The 21,683-nt window shown below is 33.4% G+C and carries 17 protein-coding genes; 12 read left to right on the top strand and 5 right to left on the bottom strand.

Features of this window, described 5'->3' with window-relative positions:
* The first annotated feature begins 125 nt into the window (after positions 1 to 125).
* The 5 genes from A4F88_RS18905 (at position 126) to abc-f (ending at position 7,308) form a co-directional block, all read left to right on the top strand.
* Positions 126 to 1,178 carry a TerY-C metal binding domain-containing protein gene (locus A4F88_RS18905; RefSeq protein ID WP_068844323.1) on the top strand — a complete coding sequence of 351 codons (1,053 nt, stop codon included), beginning with the start codon at positions 126 to 128 and terminating at the stop codon, positions 1,176 to 1,178.
* 3 nt (positions 1,179 to 1,181) lie between these two features.
* Positions 1,182 to 2,588, top strand: coding sequence for a PP2C family serine/threonine-protein phosphatase (locus tag A4F88_RS18910; protein WP_068844324.1), 1,407 nt, complete (start codon positions 1,182 to 1,184; stop codon positions 2,586 to 2,588).
* A gap of 3 nt (positions 2,589 to 2,591) precedes the next feature.
* Positions 2,592 to 4,103: a helix-hairpin-helix domain-containing protein gene (locus A4F88_RS18915; protein ID WP_068844325.1), complete on the top strand. Its 1,512-nt coding sequence runs from the start codon at positions 2,592 to 2,594 to the stop codon at positions 4,101 to 4,103.
* Between the two features lie 30 nt (positions 4,104 to 4,133).
* Positions 4,134 to 5,141: a TerC/Alx family metal homeostasis membrane protein gene (locus tag A4F88_RS18920; RefSeq protein ID WP_068844326.1), complete on the top strand. Its 1,008-nt coding sequence runs from the start codon at positions 4,134 to 4,136 to the stop codon at positions 5,139 to 5,141.
* 253 nt (positions 5,142 to 5,394) lie between these two features.
* Complete coding sequence (gene abc-f / locus A4F88_RS18925) at positions 5,395 to 7,308, top strand: ribosomal protection-like ABC-F family protein (RefSeq protein ID WP_068844327.1); 1,914 nt, start codon at positions 5,395 to 5,397, stop codon at positions 7,306 to 7,308.
* 208 nt (positions 7,309 to 7,516) lie between these two features.
* Here the strand turns inward: abc-f and A4F88_RS18930 are convergent, their stop codons facing one another.
* Entirely contained in the window at positions 7,517 to 8,479 is a 963-nt protein-coding gene (locus A4F88_RS18930; RefSeq protein ID WP_068844328.1) for an App1 family protein phosphatidate phosphatase, read from the bottom strand.
* A gap of 66 nt (positions 8,480 to 8,545) precedes the next feature.
* Here A4F88_RS18930 and A4F88_RS18935 point away from each other — a divergent pair, with 66 nt between their 5' ends.
* A complete protein-coding gene (locus A4F88_RS18935; RefSeq protein ID WP_068844393.1) occupies positions 8,546 to 9,415 on the top strand; it encodes a diacylglycerol/lipid kinase family protein in 870 nt (289 codons plus the stop codon).
* A 92-nt stretch (positions 9,416 to 9,507) separates the two neighbouring features.
* Here A4F88_RS18935 and A4F88_RS18940 read toward each other — a convergent pair whose 3' ends face one another.
* Entirely contained in the window at positions 9,508 to 10,653 is a 1,146-nt protein-coding gene (locus A4F88_RS18940) for a peptidogalycan biosysnthesis protein (protein ID WP_068844329.1), read from the bottom strand.
* 118 nt (positions 10,654 to 10,771) lie between these two features.
* Positions 10,772 to 11,260 (bottom strand): DUF1761 domain-containing protein, encoded by a 489-nt coding sequence (locus A4F88_RS18945; protein ID WP_068844330.1) that lies wholly within the window; start codon positions 11,258 to 11,260, stop codon positions 10,772 to 10,774.
* A gap of 183 nt (positions 11,261 to 11,443) precedes the next feature.
* Here A4F88_RS18945 and A4F88_RS18950 point away from each other — a divergent pair, with 183 nt between their 5' ends.
* The 6 genes from A4F88_RS18950 to A4F88_RS18975 all read left to right on the top strand — a co-directional run bounded on the left by A4F88_RS18950 (position 11,444) and on the right by A4F88_RS18975 (position 21,076).
* Entirely contained in the window at positions 11,444 to 12,229 is a 786-nt protein-coding gene (locus A4F88_RS18950; RefSeq protein ID WP_068844331.1) for a leucine-rich repeat domain-containing protein, read from the top strand.
* A gap of 245 nt (positions 12,230 to 12,474) precedes the next feature.
* Positions 12,475 to 12,780, top strand: coding sequence for a hypothetical protein (locus A4F88_RS18955; RefSeq protein WP_068844332.1), 306 nt, complete (start codon positions 12,475 to 12,477; stop codon positions 12,778 to 12,780).
* A 390-nt stretch (positions 12,781 to 13,170) separates the two neighbouring features.
* Positions 13,171 to 16,299, top strand: a complete 3,129-nt coding sequence (locus A4F88_RS18960) for a hypothetical protein (RefSeq protein WP_068844333.1) — start codon at positions 13,171 to 13,173, stop codon at positions 16,297 to 16,299.
* A 7-nt stretch (positions 16,300 to 16,306) separates the two neighbouring features.
* Positions 16,307 to 19,954, top strand: coding sequence for a DUF6443 domain-containing protein (locus tag A4F88_RS18965; RefSeq protein ID WP_162268803.1), 3,648 nt, complete (start codon positions 16,307 to 16,309; stop codon positions 19,952 to 19,954).
* The gene (locus tag A4F88_RS18970) at positions 19,947 to 20,639 is read left to right on the top strand and encodes a hypothetical protein (protein WP_143155054.1); all 693 of its coding nucleotides are present in this window, start codon (positions 19,947 to 19,949) and stop codon (positions 20,637 to 20,639) included. The genes A4F88_RS18965 and A4F88_RS18970 overlap by 8 nt, the downstream gene beginning before the upstream one ends.
* A gap of 80 nt (positions 20,640 to 20,719) precedes the next feature.
* Positions 20,720 to 21,076, top strand: a complete 357-nt coding sequence (locus tag A4F88_RS18975; protein WP_068844336.1) for a hypothetical protein — start codon at positions 20,720 to 20,722, stop codon at positions 21,074 to 21,076.
* 215 nt (positions 21,077 to 21,291) lie between these two features.
* Here the strand turns inward: A4F88_RS18975 and A4F88_RS25495 are convergent, their stop codons facing one another.
* Positions 21,292 to 21,462, bottom strand: a complete 171-nt coding sequence (locus tag A4F88_RS25495; RefSeq protein ID WP_156062670.1) for a hypothetical protein — start codon at positions 21,460 to 21,462, stop codon at positions 21,292 to 21,294.
* A gap of 14 nt (positions 21,463 to 21,476) precedes the next feature.
* On the bottom strand, positions 21,477 to 21,638 hold the full coding sequence (locus A4F88_RS25500; protein ID WP_156062671.1) for a hypothetical protein: 162 nt from the start codon (positions 21,636 to 21,638) through the stop codon (positions 21,477 to 21,479).
* Between the last annotated feature and the right edge of the window lie 45 nt (positions 21,639 to 21,683).

A 21,683-nucleotide genomic window follows, 5' to 3' on the forward strand; every position in this document is an offset into this window, starting at 1 on the left:
CAACCATTTTTTCCATATCCAATTTCCTAAAAACGATTATAAAACCTTTTCAGGTAAGAGCAGGTTTAGCAGTTTGCAGATTGTATTTCTAATTATTTTTTTAATGCTATTAAATTTCCATTAAAATGAGAAGATTACCCATATATTTTCTAATTGATATTTCGGAGTCAATGGTTGGAGAACCTATTCAGCAGGTTGAAGAAGGATTGTCGACTATTATTCAGGCCTTAAAAACAGATCCACATGCACTTGAAACCGTTTTTGTTTCGATTATTGTGTTTGCCGGACAACCAAAAACATTGGTTCCGTTACAGGAAATAGTGAGTTTTTATCCTCCAAAATTTCCAATCGGAAGCGGTACATCATTAAGCAAAGGCTTAGGGCATTTAATGTATGAATTAAGAACTAATATCGTTAAAACTACCTATGAGGTAAAAGGCGACTGGAAACCTATAGTTTTCCTTTTTACTGATGGAGTTCCAACTGATGATACCCGTGCAGCGATAAACGAATGGAAACAAAACTGGCAGAGAACCGCCAATTTAATTGCGATTTCTTTTGGCAATGAAACCGATACAAAAATACTAGGCGAGCTAACTGAAAACGTCCTTCATTTTAAAAATACAAATGTACAGTCGTACAAAGAGTTTTTTAAATGGGTAACAGATTCTATTAAAACAAGCAGTATAAGTGTCGAAAACAATTCGAGTGGCTTTGAACTGGCAAAACTAGGCGGAGAAACCCTTTCAAAAATAGATTTAACCAAAGAAACACCAAATCGTCAGTATGTCGATGACAATTTTGTGGTTTTGAACGGAAAATGCCAGAATACAAAAAGGCCGTATTTAATGAAATACCGCAAAACCCTTGCAGAATCTATTTATGCGGGAATCGAATTATCATCCAAAAGTTACAAGCTGGTTGGGGCGTATCAGGTTGATAATTCCTATTTTGAACTCGCAGATACAGGAAGTTTCAATACTAAAGTAAACACAGAAGAGCTTATAGGAGGTCCACATTGTCCGTGTTGTGGTAATCAAATTGCATTTGCAGTTTGTGTATGTGATAAAATACATTGCATTGGAGATGAAGATATCAGTACCTGTCCATGGTGTAACAATCAGGGAAGTTATGGTTACGGCGAAGGCGGATTTGATGTAAACAGAACACAGGGATAATTCATGGAAGAGACTAAAAGATATATTCAGTCTTTTTTATCACAAAAGAAAATTGACATTTCTTCACGAAAAACAGCTCTTTTTGAAGAATTTGTATCCAGTGAAAAAAATGTAAATGCAGTAAAAATAATTCAGGAAAACCAAAAAATGATTATGCAGGACTGGATATTGAAAAACAGAATTGATGATATTTTGAATCAGGCGGTATTGATACCCAATGCTACTGTAAACAAAAAATATCAGGCAAAAATTGATTTCAATGTTTTGGGCTGGAATGATTTTATTTCTTTTGAGGTTAAAGGTTTAGATAATACAGGTCTTGAATTTAATCAGGAAAATGAATTAATAGGAATTCCGGAAATAAGCGGCGATTTAAAAATAAAGATATGGTTTAAGGTTAAAGGCGAAGCAGAAGATTCGGTTTTAAATGAAAAAACAATAACACTTATTATAAATCCTGATCCAAAATTGTTGTGGAAAAACCTTGTAAGCAATCAGGAAGATCTTTTTTGGAAACCAGATAATGAAATTGTTACAGCTAAATTTTTAGATAAAAATATAGTAATAGCTTCAAAAAGAGGAAGAAGCCATGCCAATGTTGGTTCTTTTAGAGAAGATGATTTTGCATTTAAAAACTTTAAAGAAACTGGCTGGAGTATTCTTGCAGTTTCGGATGGTGCAGGTTCGGCCAAATTATCAAGAAAAGGATCAGATTTAGCCTGTAACTCGGTTATTCAATATTTTGAAGAAAATTTAAATGCACAAAATTTAAAAGAATTTGATCAGGTTTTGGCCGACCATCATAATAAAGTAAGTGATGAAACATCAGAAAAAATAAATCAGTTTGTTTATCAAAATCTCTCAAAAGCAGCTCATTTTGCGCATCAGAAAATAGAAGATTTTGCAATTAAAAATGAAGCGGATCTGAAAGATCTTCATGCAACTTTAATTTTTGCCCTGGTTAAAAAATATGATTTTGGATATTCCATTCTAACATTCGGAATTGGCGATTGCCCAATAGGATTATTAAATAAAGATCTTACCGAAATTAAATTAATGAACTGGCTGGATGTTGGTGATTTTGGTGGCGGAACACGTTTTATTACCATGCCTGAAATTTTTCAAAATGATAATTTTCCAACACGATTTGGTTTTAAATTAATGGATGATTTCTCTTTTTTAATGTTAATGACAGACGGAATTTATGATCCTAAATTTGTCGTGGAAGCCAATTTGGAAAAAATCGAAAAATGGAACGGATTTCTTGAAGATTTAAAAGGGAAAAATGAAGATAGAATCAAAGTTGATTTTGATCCCGAAAACACTCAAATTGCACAGCAGCTTTCAGCATGGATGGATTTTTGGAGTCCTGGAAACCATGATGACAGAACGCTGGCAATAATTTATTAAGATATGAATACGATTACTGTAAAATCGATCAATGACACAGCCCAAACCTATCAGTTTGTGGATAACGGAGAGCCTATGCGCGGAGGTGTCAAGGATGTTTATTTTAGTCCGGACAAAAAGTATGTTGTCGCTATCTTCAGGGACAAATTAGATGCTAACCAAAAAGAAAGATTACAGAGAATAACCAATAAATATCTGGTACAAATTCAAAACGGAGATGCGGGAGATTATTACCTTAACGAAGTATACAGATGGCCTAGGGACGTTATTGAATATAATGGCTTAACAGGAATTATTGTGCCCATTTACGATTCAAAGTTTTTCTTTAAAAAAGGATATGAAACCAGTGATTTAATTCAGGGAAAAGAAAAAAACGGAAAATGGTTTGCGGGACCCAAATTTAGAAATTCGCATTTTCCGCTTCGTGTAGCCAAATCAGAATTGGGTGATTGGCTGAGTTATTTTCAGGTTTGTGTTAATTTAACCCGTGGTGTAAAAAAGATGCATGCAATGGGATTGGCACATTCTGATTTATCATACAATAATGTTCTAATAGATCCAATCAATAAATCAGCCTGTATGATTGATTTGGACGGACTTGTAGTTCCGGGATTATTTCCGGCAGAAGTAATTGGAACGGCTGAATTTATAGCTCCGGAAGTACTTTCTACTAAACATCTGAATAAAACAGATCCAAACAGGAAATTACCAAGCAGATTGACTGATTTGCATGCGTTACCGGTTTTGATCTACATGTTTTTACTGCACAGACATCCCTTAAAAGGAGGAAAGGTACATGACCTCGATACCGAAAAAGATGATTTATTGTCGATGGGCGAAAAAGCAATGTTTATAGAGCATCCAACAGACGAAACAAACAGACCCAAACTCAATCAGGTTTCAAAATGGGATTTGCCCTGGGCAGATATTACCAAATTGCCTTATGCAATTACAGGTCCATATTTAAAAACCTTATTCGATAAAGTTTTTATAGACGGATTGCACAATCCGATGCAAAGACCAAATGCCGAAGAATGGGAAATTGCGTTGCTAAAAACAACAGATTTAATGCAGCAATGCCATAACACTTCATGCGAACAAAAATGGTATGTGTTTGATAATACCAATACACCAAGATGCCCGTTTTGTAATACGGCTCACAAAGGCACACTTCCGGTTTTAGATCTCTATTATCAGTTTCAGGAAAGCGTCTGGAAACCCGAAAATCACAGATTAATGGTTTATAACAATCAATATTTGTTTCAATGGCATGTTAATCGTAATATTGCGCGAAATGAAAAGCTTACGACAGAACAAAAAGTACCTGTAGGGTATTTTACTTTCTATAATGATAAATGGGTATTTGTCAATCAAAAGCTGACATCATTAAAAGATGTTACTGAGGATAAAGAAATTCCTATCGGGACAATGCTGGAGCTTACAGACGGTAAAAAGATATTGCTTTCTAAAGAAGAAGGCGGCAGAGTTATAGTCGTTACAATGGCCAATAAATAATTTAAAATCTAACTTAATTAATATTTAAAAATGAATCAACACCCAATTTTTTCAGAACATCCAGGTTTAATACTAGTATTTGCGGTTGCAGTAGTAATCATGCTGTTGTTAGATTTAGGAATTTTCAACAAGAAAAGTCATGTCGTGACTAATAAAGAAGCTGTGACCTGGTCATTAGTGTGGATAAGTTTGGCAATGATTTTTAGTGGTTTGATCTATTACTTTGCAGGTGCTGCCAAATTTTATGAATTTCAATCGGCGTACTGGATCGAAAAAGCACTTTCTGTAGATAATCTTTTTGTATTTATATTAGTTTTTAAATTCTTTGATGTAGCAAACCAAAACAAACACAAAGTTTTATTTTGGGGTATTATAGGAGCTTTGGTCCTAAGAGCTATTTTTATATTCTCAGGAGCATTCTTAATTGAATTAACTTATCTAAACAAACTGTTGAGTCTTGTTGGAGTAGAAGGATTCAAATACGACATTAACCTAATCATGACAGCCTTTGGATTGTTCTTAGTTTATGCAGGAATTAAATCATGGTCTGCAGGTGACGAAGATGATGACGAAGATTATAACAATACAAGAGGAGCCAGATTAATCAGAAAGTTTTTCAGTGTTTCTGATAAATACGATGGTGATAAATTCTTTACAATCGAAAACGGAAAAAAATTAGCAACACCACTTTTAGTTGTTGTAGCAGTAATCGAGTTTACAGATTTATTGTTTGCAGTAGATTCTATTCCGGCAATTTTTGCGATTTCAAACGATCCGTTTATCCTTTACACTTCTAATATTTTTGCTATTTTAGGATTAAGAGCATTATTCTTCTTATTGGATAATTTCATTCACCTATTCAGTAAATTACAATACGGATTGGCGATTATCCTTTCGTTTATTGGTGTTAAAATGATTATTGCTCCGTTTTATCATATCGAATCAATTTATTCATTGATCGTTATTGGAGGAATCTTAGTGATATCAGTACTATGGTCAATTTTATTACCAGAGCCAAAAGAAACAGAAGAGGCATAAGAAATAAAATAATCGAATTACTAAAACGGGTAGAAGTCTAAGAGATTTCTATCCGTTTTTTTATGAATATTGATATTGGAATAACAGCGTTTAAAGATTTAAAAAGAGTTCTTATAACAAAAAAGCCTTGTAACATTTGTTTTTAAAACGACAGTCCAAACTTCAATTAATTGTCATACTTTTGCACTTTCAAAAAGTAAAGTAAATAAAATACTTAAAAGCTTTACTGCCTTGTAATAATAGTCAAGAAATTATGCTTAATATACACAATCTTTCGGTTTCTTTTGGAGGAACATATTTATTTGAAGAAGTTACTTTTCGTTTAGGCGCCGGCGACCGCGTAGGTCTTGTTGGTAAAAACGGAGCAGGTAAATCGACAATGCTTAAAATGTTAGCAAGAGATTTTGCGCCAGATTCAGGAGTTATTTCTCAGGAAAAAGATATCCGAATGGGGTTTTTACGTCAGGATATTGATTTTGAACGCGGAAGAACAGTATTAGAAGAAGCTTATGAAGCCTTTACTGAAATTAAAGTTGTAGAAAAAAAACTGGAAGAAATCAATCATCAATTGGTGACCAGAACCGATTATGAAAGTGAAGAATATGGTCAGATTATTGAAGATTTATCTGATTACACGCATCGTTTTGAACTTCTTGGAGGTTACAATTATGTAGGAGATACAGAGAAAATTCTTTTAGGATTAGGTTTCAAAAGAGAAGTTTTTAATAACCAAACCGAAACATTTTCTGGAGGTTGGAGAATGCGTATCGAACTGGCTAAATTATTATTGCAATCTAATGATGTATTGCTTCTGGATGAGCCAACCAATCACCTGGATATTGAAAGTATTATTTGGCTGGAAAATTTCCTTCGTAATTATCCCGGAGTTGTCGTAATTGTTTCGCACGATAAAATGTTTTTAGATAACGTTACCAATCGTACAATCGAAATCTCTTTAGGAAAAGCATACGATTTTAACAAGCCATACTCTCAATATTTAGAACTTCGTCATGAAATTCGCGAAAAGCAATTGGCAACTCAAAAAAATCAGGCGAAGAAAATTGAAGAAACAGAAAAACTAATCGAGAAATTCCGTGCAAAAGCTTCCAAAGCTTCGATGGCACAATCTCTGATTAAAAAACTGGATAAAGTAGAACGAATCGAAGTAGACGAAGATGATAACTCAGTAATGAATATTTCGTTTCCTGTTTCAAAAGAACCGGGAAAAGTGGTAATCGAAGCAGAGCATGTAACCAAAGCTTATGGAGATAAAGTAATCTTAAAAGACATTGATTTATTGGTAGAACGCGGAAGTAAAATTGCTTTTGTGGGACAAAATGGACAGGGAAAATCTACTTTTATAAAAGCAATTGTAAACGAATTTGAATACCAGGGAAATATCAAATTAGGACACAACGTACAATTGGGGTATTTTGCCCAAAATCAGGCAGAATATCTGGATGGTGAAATCACCTTATTACAGACTATGGAAGATGCGGCAACAGACACCAACCGTTCGAAAGTTCGTGATATGCTGGGATCCTTTTTGTTCCGTGGCGACGATGTTGAGAAAAAAGTAAAAGTACTTTCAGGAGGTGAGCGTAACCGTTTGGCGCTTTGTAAATTGTTATTACAGCCCATAAACGTATTGCTGATGGATGAGCCTACGAACCACTTAGACATTAAATCTAAGAACGTTCTAAAAGCGGCATTGCAAAAATTTGGAGGGACTTTATTATTGGTTTCTCACGACAGGGATTTCCTGCAGGGAATGTCGAACATTGTCTACGAATTCAAAGATCAGAAAATCAGAGAATATCTGGGTGATATCAACTTTTTCTTAGAGCAGCGTAATCTCGAAAACATGCGTGAAGTAGAGAAAAAAGATGTTGTAAAAACTGCCGCACCAAAAGAAAACAACAAAACATCTTACGAAGATCAGAAAAAAGGGAAAGCGCTTCAAAATCGTTTGAGTAAAGTCGAAAGTCAAATCAAACAATTAGAAAAAGACATTCAGCATGACGATAAGATGTTGGCTTCAAACTATGATAAACACATCGAAGATGCCTCATTTTTTACCGCATACAACAAAAAGAAACAAGACTTAGATCAATTGCTTCTGGACTGGGAAATTGTTCAGGAAGAAATTGATAATTTCAATGCTTAATATTTGATTCAGGAGCTAATCCGGCTTTCCGTTTCAAGTCCTCACAAAAAAAATTGCATTTCCAATGTTGCAAAAAGAGCTTCTTTCAGTCGCTTTTTTTCAACAGGAAATGCAATTTTTTTTGCTCCGGGCTTTTCTCTGCAATCCGGGCTAAAGGAGTTTCCGTTTTTTGTTTCAGGTTCTTAATTATTGCATTAAACCTGAAACACTACTTAATAATTCCAATAGATTTTGAGTGCATAATAGCTTCGCTGCTTTCTTTATAATAGCAAACAGAAACCTCTAAACTTTCCAGGTTTCTCAGGATTGTTTCAGTGCTTTCTTTTTTATATTTCCCGGTTTGCCTAATGTAAACCGCTTTTACAGTTACAGGGAATATTTTGCAGATTCGCTCATACAAAACAGGATCATGCTGCGAATCGTCTCCCAATAGCACATATTTAAGATTAGGATAAAACTCTAAAACATGTTTTATTTTATCAAATTTATGATCGTGATTTCCACGTCCGCTCATAAAAAAATCAGTGATGCCCCTTTTAATATCCTTCAATAAAATAACGGCTCTGGGCAAATGATGAATTTTGGTAAACTTTACAATAAACCGGTACAAATTCCATTCGCTACTCGAAACATAAAAAAAAGCATTCTCTTCCTCTTTATTATTTCGTCCTGCAGAACTCAATGCCTGATAATGTGGTACAACATCTTTAAAAACCTTACGGTCATTGACGTTTTTAAATAAAAGAATATATATTTTTCTAAAGAAATTCTGAGTATGCGAAATCAAAAAAGTATCATCAATATCAGATATAATTCCAAGTTTTCCCTTATGAGGCCTTATAAAACTAGCTTTAGAAGTAATCGTTTCATTTTTGTATTTAATACTTACTTCGTATTCCATCCATCCAAAATGTGTTTCCTTTTCGAGTGGAATACAAAAATTAAAATAACCGTCATCTAAGGTCTTAGTGTGAATTTCCTGATGACCACATTTTAGATAAATGTCAAAATTTTTAAGTGTTTTTATTCTAAACTGATTAATGATCGAAGTAGCATTTTTAAAATTTTTCTTCTGAAAATCATAATCATACGTTCTTCTGAAAACATGTCCCATTACAATTAATTCTTCTTCATTGGCATAACCCCGATATAATTGTAAGATTGGTTTCATTAATTGCGTATATTTATAGATGGATGCTGTAAATTAATTATTTTAATTGACTTTAAAAATAAAATTTTGAAAAAGAATATCATATTTGTTGTAAATCCTATTTCAGGAGATCTGGATAAATCAGATCTAATCGATGCTGTACAGGAGTTTGCAACCACAAACAATCTTGCATTAGAAGTTTACGAAACTACAGGCAAAAGCGATCAAAAAGCCATACAATCATTGTATAATCAATATCAGCCGGAACGTATTATAGTTGCAGGCGGAGACGGAACCATAAAAATGGTGGCCGAAGCAATGGAAGAATTTGATGTTATAATAGGTGTTTTGCCTGCGGGCTCTGCAAACGGTTTATCTGTAGACCTAAACTTACCCACAACAATCGAAGAGAACCTAAAAATAGCCTTTCTGAACCATTATATCGAAATGGACATGATTTGTATTAACGGTAAAAAAAGTATTCATTTAAGCGATATTGGTGTAAATGCTAATTTGGTAAAGAACTATGAAGAAAGCAATTTACGTGGCTTCTGGGGATATGCATTGCAGGCTTTTTCGGCTTTAAAAGAATCTGAAGAACCTTTTGTAGCCACTATTTCGGCCAACAATGAAACCGTTGAACATACTGCCAGAATGATTGTTATTGCGAATTCTCAAAAGTACGGAACAGGTGTTATCATTAATCCGCATGGCGTAATGAATGATGGAAAGTTTGAACTGGTGATTTTAAAAAGTTTAGATTTATTATTACTCGGAAAAATTATTACCGGCAATATGCCAATTGATTCTGATGATATTGTGATTATTTCAACAGACAAAGCAACAATAAAAACAGATTATCCTGTGAATTTTCAAATTGATGGAGAATATTGTGGAGCTCAAAGCTCATTAGAAATACACATTTTACATAAACAGATGAAAATTGCTGTTCCCTAAAATGTAGCCCTGGAAGGGCTTAATATTTATAGACAACAATAGAGCATAGCTCCAGTGGAGCGATATTAGTTTTAATTATTTTGATAGGGTCGTTATTTAAACGGATTACGTTCCTGCCAGTCTGTTTTTGGTTCCAGATAATTAAAGAAACGGGCAATATTATGATTAATCAAAGCATTACTGTGTGTAATTAAACCGTACATCTTTACAGGTTTTGCACCTACAGAACTTTTGATTTCAAGGGCAGTTCTGGCAAATACAATTTCTCTAAATCCCTGATTAATTGAATAAGCAATCATATCGTACAACATGTTTAGATACAACATTTTCTCGCGTTGAATTGTTTCGTCGTAACCTAAAAAATAAGTGTCCATTATATCTCCGTTTTTAATCAGAGTATTAAAGCCAATTAGCTTTTCGTCTAAAAAATAACCGTAAAAAAGAAAGTCATCTTTCATGATTTCTTTAAAGAAACTAAAATGATTTCTGGCTAGAAAAAAAGTGTTAAAGGGAGCATTTTTAGCCACATGAAAATATAATTCATAAATTACATCTTCGTACTGTTTAATGTCAGACAAAGACATCTTTTGTTTTACGATTCCATCAGCTTTTTTTCGTGCACGCTTGTATTGATCGCGATATTTTTTTGATAAAGCATCAATATAATCCTGTTCTGTTTTCCACTTTTCATTGATTTCAAAAATCATATTGGGTTGGGTCGAGAACGTATAATTGTTTTTAAATTCAGCCTGCAAAGGCTCAATTTCTTTTGCTGTAAAATCCTTGATGCTCGTAATATGAACTTTTTTCCCGCTAGCTTTCAGATCTTTTTTAAGCTGATTAATCGCTTTATGAAGAGTTTTTATCGCTTTTGATTCTTTTACTTTTTCATCAAAAACAAAGGCGTTTTGTCCTGTAAGCATATTGTTGCCAACAAACAGTACATGTGACGCAAAGTTTTTAAATGCAAAATTTCTAACAGAAGTTTTTAAGCACTGATCACGCTCACCAAAAGATTCCAGTTTCTCGGCAAATAAAAATTGTGTTAAAACAATTCCAATTAGTTTTTCTTCACGAAAAATTCCAATAAAATGACAAATCATATTTACCGGACAGGAATTTTCCAGTACTTCGAGGTATTCACGTGTCAAAAAAATGTTATTTACAGCAAGCGAATTCCATTCGAAAGGAAGTAATGATGCGCTGTTGTAAATTTGAAAAGAGTATGTTGTAGTCAAAAGTGTGAGCTAATTTTTTCAAAATTAGATAATATTTGCAATAACTTACTTTCTTTAAGTTATTATTAAGAAAAACCCGTTTGAGTTTGCATTTCAAACGGGTTTTAATATTTATAATTTATGCAAATGCACAGATAATACCGCCCATTAAAGCAAGTGTAAGCATCCAGAATCCGGCATGAACAAAAATATATTTCCATGATTTTCTTTCAAACAAGCCATTAATACCAATAACCGGAAAGGCAAAAAATAAACCCGACATGAAACCATGCAAAGCGCCATGTTTAAAAGTTCGGTAAGCCGTTCCGTAATCAGCCATAAAAGCATGGAAAGATGGTTTTGCACTTTCGACGAGCAGCGGACCGCCAACCATTCCCAGAGCTCCGGATTGATGAATGGTAAGAGATGCTAAAGTCATCGCAATCATAACAGCAAAAAGATAGGTAAACCCAAATATCTTGAGCATGTTGCCTTTTCTGAGTTCTTCCTGTGTGAAATTATTTTCTTTCATCCAGATCGTTCCAAAAACTTTTGGATGATACCAGACAAAGCCCACGATCAATGTTACAATCGCAGCAACAAGGAATGTAAAATAGTTAATTTGCATAATATTAGGTTTTTATAATTAGTTGTCTCAAAATTAATCAAAAAAGAACAATACTGTACGTATTATTAAAAAGTAGTAAAAGTATTATGTTTTAAATATTTATTAACACTTTGTCGACACAAGGAGTATTTTATCGGGTAATTATCTAATTTTAGCAACAGAAAACGCAGCTACTGAATTTTTATGAAAAGCCTTATAACTCTTTTTTTAGCACTTGTTTTTTCTCTCAATATTTTTGCAGATACTGTTTCAGATCAGGAGAAAAATACGCTAATAAAACTTAACCATGCGACCAATGGATTGCAATGGAAAATAAAATGGGACTTATCACAATCAGTAATCACCTGGTATGGTGTCGAAATTGAAAATGGTAAAGTAGTCGGGCTCAATTTGGCAGATAATAATTTACAGGGAGAGTTACCAACTGATTTTTTTGGTCTGATTCATTTAGTGAAGCTGGATTTGCATAAAAATAAACTTGAAGGTCAATTAAGAAATACACTTTGTACTTTTAAAGAGCTTCAGTTTTTAGATATTTCATCTAATAAAATATCTGGCGAATTGCCTTCAGAAATAAACAAATTAAATAAGCTTGAAGTACTTTCGTTATTTAATAATAAAATTGACGGGCATTTGCCTAACGCAATTTATAAGATTAAAACGCTGCGCATTTTACTCTTAAACAACAATCAATTATCGGGTAATTTGAGCAAAGAAATACTACATCTTAATGCTTTGCAAAACCTGAGTTTGTTTGATAATGATTTAGAAGGAGAAATTCCGAATGAGCTGGAAAAGCTTAATCATTTGTCTGAACTTAATCTTTCGTATAATAAATTTAGAGGAAGTGTTTCCGGAGACTTAATCTTACTGGACGCTTTAAATATGACTATGCTGGATGAAAACGGAAATCCGTTTTTATTAGAAAATAATACAGAAAAAGAAACTACAATTGTTACCCCAAATTAATCGTGCTTATGAATGAATTTTACAATCGTTGAAAAAAATTGATTAAATATATTTAGTTAATTGTTTAAAAACCGTAATTCGTTACGGTTTTTTTACGCCCTGATTTTTTGTTTATCATCAGAAAAAAATAATATTTAATTTAGATTGTATTTTTTAAGAATTTGCTTTTTTTTCATAACTTTAATTCATCAATTTGCAGTATCAAATTGCATTAAAAATATTCTAACCTTTTTAATAATAAAATTATGGTAGTACAGTATCAAGGTGAACAACACGGAAAATCGACAACATTTACAATAAGAATTATAGGGAACAATTTGTCTAAAAGTAGTTCTAATTATCAAATAGATTTATTGGTTGGCGATAAACAGCTTCCCACTTTTACAACCTCAATTCATCAGAGTTTATCGAATTGCCTTAAGGAGATTTATTTGTTTAGAAAACACAACGGAATCCAGTTCAATGAGTCTTCAGAGAAGATAACTTCGTTGTTTGTTCCTTATGATAAGGTTTTATACAATTACAACAAAGGCGCTTTGTTTATGGCTTAAATTAGCCGTTTTAATAAATTAGAAGACCGTTCGATTGAACGGTCTTTTTTTTGTGGCTAAAATTTTCAAAACTAAAAACTAAATAAAGTTCAATTTTCTGAGTTTTCTTTTCTTGTTCAATATATGACTAAGTATTCCAATACTATGGGAATCTTAAGATTATGAACAACAAAGAATATTTTTGTTAATATTAATTTTCCAAAACATAATAAATACTAAAAATATATATTATTATTGTAGTATTCTTACAAAAATAAAATGGGCTAACTTATAATATAATGATTAAACAATCCCCAAAAATCTAATGTATTATATTTCAGTTTGATAACAGAAAAATAGCCCTATTGATCCACTCTTTTTTTTAAATTTATTTATCAAATCCATATCGATATGAAATTAATTATACGCTCTTTTTTATTTATTCTATTCCTGATATTAAACTCTGTCTCAGTAACAGCTCAGACCGAAGACGGGAATAAATCTTATATTCCTAATATTACGGTAACAACACCTCAGGCGGCTGCTTTGAGTAAAGCTGGTGAAATTCCGATAGATATTTCTACCGGAAGAATTAACTATACTATTCCAGTCTTTGAAATTAAAGAAGGCTCTTTTACAATGCCAATTAATTTATCTTATAATTATTCTGGTTTATTGTTAGATGAATCACCGGGATATGGCGGACTAGGTTGGAATTTTAATATAGGAGGCTCTATTCAGCATACCGTTAATGGGTTAAACGATGAAGGCCACGAATATGATAAAGGAACGATTGATGCCTATGTTAAACGTATTCCTCCATACAACAATTCCTCTTCTGTAGAAACGTTTACACTTTTAAAACGTATTGCTGATGGTATAACAGATGGAGAGCCTGATAAATATAGTGTTAATGTGGGAGATTTAAATTGCAGCTTTTATTTGGATAAAGACAATAATCCTGTTTTTTTAAAAAACGAAAACTATAAAGTTACCGGAAACTCGACAGTTGGTTTTACATTAACTGATGATAAAGGAATCAAATATATTTTTAATATTCCTCTTGATGCTTCCAAAATTACAGCAGATAATAGTGTTGATTACAAATCCTCTTTTTTATTAACAGAGATTAATTTTCCGGGAACTACTAACAAAATTTTATTTCAATATGGTGCACCTGCTAGTTATAATGACTTTAATTTGAGTCAAACACTAATGAAAAATACCAACTCATTAGGTAATGTTCAAAGTTATACGCTTGGCAATAATAAAACTTATACTGCTTTAACAGTACGAAAGCTCACTAAAATAATTACCAATAATTACAGTATTGAGTTACAGTATAATAATAACCCTACTGAACCTGCGCTTGGGGTCATTAGCAGTCTAAAAGTAATTGATAATGCTGCCAATATTGTTAAAAACTATGATTTTACTTTTTCGACATGGGTTGGACGCAGAATTAATTTACTAAATGTTAAGTACAATAACGAGGTTATAAATCAAATGGAATATGATCTTAGCCTGCCATATCCGGTAATGTCAGCAGAAATCGATTATGTACAAAAAGATTTATGGGGATATTACAACCCTAATGCCAGAGCTGCTAATCCGGTTGGTCTTACGAATCCGTATGATAATCCTAGTATAAAACCAAATCTGGCGACCACAAAAATAGGTGCCCTAAAAAAAATAACATATCAAACCAAGGGATATTCACTAATTGACTATGAGCCTAATAAAGTTTATATGGCAGCTGGGGGTTATAATTTTCCTTATGACTCAGATGGTGCAATAACGAACCCTTCTGTGATAGCCAGTACATCTGCATCTGATGGAATAACAGTAGAGAAAACTTTTGTTATCACTAAAGTTCCTGCAGAAGTAACGATTTCTTATCGTTTGGGCAATGAGACAAGTATGACACAAAATTATGATCAGAGAGATACTAAAGTACTATTGGTTAAAGATGGAGACAGTGACTCTAATGCTCTTTTTAGTGCTCAGCAGCAATGGCTCAAAGAGCTTACCTGGATTCCGCAAAAAACAAGTTTTACATCAGGAACCCCTTCGCCAAAAGTTACTATTACAGTGCCGGGAACCTATCGTATAAAAGCAATGTCAAGTGCAGGATCTACAGCCTGGATTTCTGCAAATTACCTGCAAACCGAAGAGAATTTTAATCAAACCGTGGGGGGAATACGAGTGCAGCAAGTAAAAAATTGCGATTTCAATGGGCAATGTATTACGACTACTTACAATTATACTCAGGATGCTAAAAGCACCGGAATAATGCTGCAAAAACCGGAATTCTATTCTGGTTACTTAACAAAATATGGAAGCTGTAACGGATACGGAAGAATGGATTATTATAATTATACGAGTATATACCCTTTGTCTAATTTTAGAGGAAGCCCTGTATTATACAAAACAGTTGAAAAAATAGATTCTGACGGGAGTACGCTGGTTAATGGTAAAACTGTATTTACGTATTATGGTAGTCAGGTTCAAAACTCTTTATTAGATGAAGAATCATATTTTACGACAGGCTTATTAGATACCAAAACAGTAAAAGATAATGCAAACACTACCTTGACCTTTCAGAGCAACAGTTATCAGGGAGGAGAAGTTCGTACTACACCCAGATTTGTGTATGCCGTACAGGCTAAGCCCCTTATTGACAAATCAGCCTGTTTTTGGACAGATATTTTATTTAATACAATAAACTATAAGCACGAATCAAAAAACTATGCATTAGAAAAACAAGAAGAGACTAATTATTACGCAGGAAAAGAACTACTGCAAAGAACGATTAGTACTTATAATTTAGATACGGGTAATCTTAAAGGTCAGTCTAAAACCAATTCAGCTAATGAAACTATAGAAACGAAAAATTATTACGCACAAGATCCGGAAATGGCAAGCCAGCCAATGATAAATGATTTAATTGCTACAAACATAACAGGGGTACCACTGCTTACCCAGTCTTATAAGGCCGGAACCAAGATCTCAGAACAGTTAACAAATTATGATCAAGGTACAGCCACCAGTAATTTACTGGTTCCGCAGGCTATTTATGCTGCTAAATTTCCAAATACATTTCCTAACCTGGCAAATATTGGGAAACTAGAGAGAAAAATCAGTCTGGACCAATATGATGACAAAGGCAATATTGTGCAATATACATTAGAAAACGGAGCGCCAGTATCATTTATTTGGGGATATTATAAAAGTCAGCCTATTGCTAAAATTGAAAATGCAACTTACAGTCAGGTGTCCTCCTATGTTGCAAACCTTCAGGGGCTGTCTAACACAGGTACAGAAACAGATCTAATAAATGCTTTAAACGCATTAAGAAGTTCTTTGCCAAATGCTATGATTACGACCTACACTCATATACCGTTAATAGGAGTAAGTACCATAACAGATCCTAAAGGAGATCAAATAACTTATATTTATGATAGTCTGGGAAGATTGCGATTTGTAAAAGATGCACAAGGCAAATTACTTTCAGAAAACCAATACCACTATAAAAACTAATACAACGATGAAAAATATTTTAAAACATATTACGCTATTATTGGTTTTTATCACTGGTAATGTAATAGCCCAGGCCCCTGCAACTATTGTTAAAGGAAGTATAGATACCCCTTATATTGTAACAGGAAACGAAAGCCTTGTTGCTACTCAACAAATCATATTACAGCCCAATACCATTATACAGGCGGGTAGTACCTTTGCAGCCAAAATAAGCTCAGATGCTTATATTCCGTTTACTTTTAGTGACGAAAATTACGTGTTTAGCAGAACGTTTCAGGCACCGCTAAATAATATTAATGAGATTTCAAATAATAAAGATGTTATCGAATCGATTAGTTATTTTGACGGATTGGGCAGACTGATGCAAAAAATAGCCATTAAGGCATCTCCGGATAAACAGGACATTGTCACTCATGTGTGTTATGACGGTCTTGGCAGACAAGATAAAGACTATCTCCCGTATAAGGCTGTCACAGGAAGTATTGCTTCTTACAGAACTGGTGCTGCTGTTAGCACAAACAATTATTATAGTACCAATTATGCTGCTGATATAAACAGTGCAAACCCTAATCCGTTTTCTGAGAAAAAATTTGAAAACTCCCCACTAAACAGGATTTTATTACAAACAGCACCCGGGAGTGCCTGGGCTCTAAATTCTGGCCATGAAATAAAATCAGATTATCAGACAAATCTCAACAGTGATGCTGTAAAATTGTACACTATTGCTGTTCAGCTTGATGCAAATGGAGTTTTTATGCCTACAATCCCAAGCACAAATGGCAATTATGGAGAAGGGCAGTTATTTAAAAATATAACCAAAAATGAAAACTGGACTGCCGGAAACAATAATACTACAGAAGAGTTTAAAGATAAAGAAGGGCGAATCATCCTTAAAAAAACATATGGAGTTTCGATGGTAAATAATGCTCCGGTTAATACTTCTCATGAAACGTATTATATTTATGATATTTATGGCAACCTAACTTATGTTTTACCGCCAAAGGCTGATGGTGTGATTAATGACGGAGTACTAAACGATTTATGTTATCGCTATCGCTATGATGAACGAAACAGGCTTATAGAAAAAAAACTGCCAGGTAAAGAATGGGAATATATTGTTTATGATAAATTAGACCGACCAGTATTAACCCAGGATGCTAATCTAAGAGCAGCAAACAAATGGATTTTTACCAAATATGATGCCTTTAACAGGCTCGTATATACCGGAGAATATGTAAATAACTCAGAAACTACAAGAGCCCTTGTTCAGGGACTGGCAAATACCAGTACTACTTTGTTCGAAACAAGACAAGCAACTTCTGTAGCAACTCTTACTCCGCCTGTAAATTATTCTAACGATGCCTTTCCTAAAACCGGAATCGATTTGTTTACTATCAATTATTATGATGATTACAGTAATATAGATCTGGATGGAGGAATTGTAACAGACTCTTATGGTGTTGCTCCTGCTAATGCCAAAGGGCTGGCGACATGTACTAAGGTTCGTATTTTAGGTACTACAAACTGGACCACTAATGTGAGTTATTACGATGCTAAAGGCAGAATTATTTCTACTTATAGTAAAAATAATTTTTTAGCGAGCACAACTACAGCAAAGAACCAGCTTGATTTTGCCGGCAAGGTTTTAGAAACCACCACTACGCATAAAAAAGGAACAGATCCCTTAATAACCATTGTAGATGTGAATTCGTATGATCATACAGGTCGTTTACTAACGCAAAAACAAACAATTAATAATCAGGTACAAGAAACAATAGCAAGCAATACATACGATAATTTAGGGCAATTGATAGCCAAAGGAGTGGGTGGAAAAACAACACAGTCCCGTTTACAAAATATCGATTATGGGTATAATATTCGAGGCTGGCTCAAAAATATTAACAATATAAATACCTTAGGTACTAATTTATTTGCTTTTCAGATCAATTATAATGCTCCTGCTGCAGGAACGGCATTGTATAACGGTAATATCAGTCAGACCTTTTGGAGAAGTGCCAATACTGATAACAGTTTAAAAAATTACACCTATAGTTATGATGATTTAAACAGATTAACACTGGCTACAGATGGTTCTGTAAATAATGCCGGAAGATATAATGAATCTTTAAGTTATGACAAAAACGGAAACATTACCAATTTGGTACGACTGGGGCACAGAGATCCAAATGCGACTCAGTTTGGTTATATGGATATCCTGACTTATAGTTATACAGGAAACAAACTTGATAAAGTAAATGATTCTTCAGGTAGTACCGAAGGTTTTAAAGATGGAGCAAACCTGCCGGTTGAGTACTCGTATGATTTTAACGGAAACATGAAAACGGATGCCAACAAGGGGATAACCGCTATTAGTTACAACCATTTAAACCTTCCAACCTCTGTAAGCATAGGGGGCGGTACGATTAATTATGTGTATGATGCTGCCGGAGTAAAACAGCGTAAAACAGTAAGCACCGGAAGCAGTACAGACTATGCAGGATCATTTATATATGAAAACAATGTTTTAAAACAATTTTCGCAACCAGAAGGTTATGTTGTTTATAATGCCGGAATTTATAATTATATTTATCAGTATAAAGATCATTTAGGCAATATTCGATTAAGTTATCAGGATAAAGACAATGATGGTACTGTAAACAATAGCGAAATTGTTCAGGAAAACAATTATTATGCTTTTGGATTATTGCAAAAAGGCTATAATACAGCTATCAATGGTATAGATAATAAGTATAAGTACAATGGAAAGGAATTGCAAGACGAGTTAGGGCTTGGGATGTATGATTATGGTGCACGACTTTATGATCCGTCAAGAGCAGGATGGACGACAATAGATCCTTTAGCGGAAAAAATGAGAAGATGGTCGCCTTATAACTATACTTTCGATAATCCAATGAGATTTACTGACCCAGATGGAATGGGGCCAAGTGACATTATTGTTTTATCAATGGGTCAGAGTAAAGAAATTGCAAGGGTAAAAGCGGCAGGTCCAGATACTTATGTTAAAGTTAGTGAAGCAGCTTTTAATAAAGCGAGTTCAAGTTTTTCAAATGAAAATAAAGATTATAATACAATGTTGTCTATAAATTCTTTGCGAAGTCAAGAAAGATCATCTGACAGTGCAGACTTAATTTCAGAGCAAACGGGAAATAGTATAAGTATTACGGGTTCTATGAGAGAAGGAAACAATAAAATTGGTGATGTTACTGTAACAACTCAAGTTGATTTTGATAATGGAAGTAGTATGGCACTTGATTCATTTTCTGGTGTTGCTGGTGGTTTTGGTAATGGGGCACCAGAAAATGGCAACTATACAGTAAGTAATTTTCGCGATAGAAGCCCTGGTAACGGGGATTACAATAAAGGAATGAATAGTGATGGTGTGGGATTTAGTTTTAACTTAAATCCTCAATTTAGTACTAATAGAAGTGATTTGAGAATTCACCCAGACGGAAACAACGAAGGAACTTTAGGTTGTATTGGACTAAGTGGCAATTCTTCCCAGCTTAGTGCTTTTAGTGCTGCTGTACAAGGCTTTTTACAAAACAGCAAATCGATTCCGGCAACAGTAAACATCACAAATAATCCTAATAATAATGGAAGAAATGGAACCAAAATACCTAATGTCAATGAATAATAAAATGATAATAATAGCAAGCCTATTTTCACTTTTAACTTTAGGATGCAAAGATAAAAGTGAGTTACAGACAACTATAACCAAACCTGCTAAAGTAAATATTAACGCAATAATAGCTTCCCAGGCAGATTCGGCTAAATTGACTAAAAATGCAAAAGTCGAGATTGAGTTGAAAGAAGTTAGCCCTGATTCAACAATAAATAATCTTTTGTTTTTGGAAAATAGTGAATCTTTAAAACGATTTTATTCAAAAGATAAAATGATTTCTACAATTGAGAAATTAAGAGAAAGTCCGATTGCTGTTTTTAGCAATAATGATAAGTCACAATACTTATTGGCTTATCATTATGAAGGTAATCCTAAAGATCAATTTAGTTGCTTCGAAATTGGGTACTTTGAAAATGATAAAAAATTGATGCAAAATCTTAATTATAGCATTGATAATAAGATTTTTGAAACAGAATCAAAAATAGGCCTAGGTATCTCTTTAGAAAAATTGATTAAAATAAAAGGTGATAGTTATGTAACTAAGCAGGATAAAGATCAATTAATTATTACGTATCGGATAGATAATTATGATAAATCATCATTCTTGAAAAGGTATAATATGCCAGGATATTTTATGGAATTTACATTAAAAGATAACATGGTGATAAAAATATTGTTTGGATTTGATTATCCTTAATCAAAATTTATTTTAAAATGCAGAGGATGGGTAATTACTCATCCTTTTTTATTTAAACTCATTGACTTAAAATCTAAAATATGTGGCAATTTGATCCAGAAATATGGGGAACAGTTTCTGATTGGCTTATGGTTGCAGTTACGACTTTGACTGCGTATTATCTTTACAAAACGCTAAAATCTCAAAAAGAAGTACAAATTACTCAAAACAGACTTTTTGAAATTGAAAGTGTGAGATTTCGGGAAAGTATAAAACCTGATTTAAAATATAAAATATCTGAAAATATAATTACACCTCAAGAAAAGGAAAACAGTAGGATTTACAGTATTGAAGTTACTAATGAGTCTTTAATACAGCACTTGAAATTTCTGTTGATCATAGTGAAATGGAAGGCGTTAACCGAGTTGCATGGGCACCACAGAAGCAAAATCATTTGAAAAAGGATGATGGAATCTATCTTCTTCACTTTTTAATAGAAAATTTCGGAAGTCATCATTACATAATTTTTAGTATCTCATATAAAGATGTTTCTGGAACAAAGTATAAACAGGGTGTATTATTAAGAATAGACAGCTATGGCGATGAAATAAATCCATACCTTCCAGAAGTTCTAAATTAACAAAAAGAAGCTATTAGTTCAAGGTTTATATTGTCACTTTTGCCGTACACCGTTTAATTTTCCATCTTCAAATTCTATTTCTAAATCTGACATATATTCATTTTTTAATTTATAACCCCACGTTTCGTAATTAATATTGGCTAATTCATTTAAATCAACCTGATCTGGTTTTCCAACTAGTAATTGTACCGAATCTTTAGACATACCTGTATGTAATGTTACATTGCCTTTCCTTTCCTGCCTTTTACCTCTACATATTGAACCTGAATTTCATTTTTCGAATAAGTAGAACTACTACCACGGCTGATTGCAAAAAGAACAAAAAATGTTACTAATATTCCAGCTGCAAATCCGCCAATAAAAATTAAGAGATTCTTCATATCTGTATTATTTTAAATTAAGACTTTTAATATTGTCAAAATTCA

It is taken from the genome of Flavobacterium chilense, from assembly GCF_001602525.1.
Lineage (GTDB): Bacteria > Bacteroidota > Bacteroidia > Flavobacteriales > Flavobacteriaceae > Flavobacterium > Flavobacterium chilense.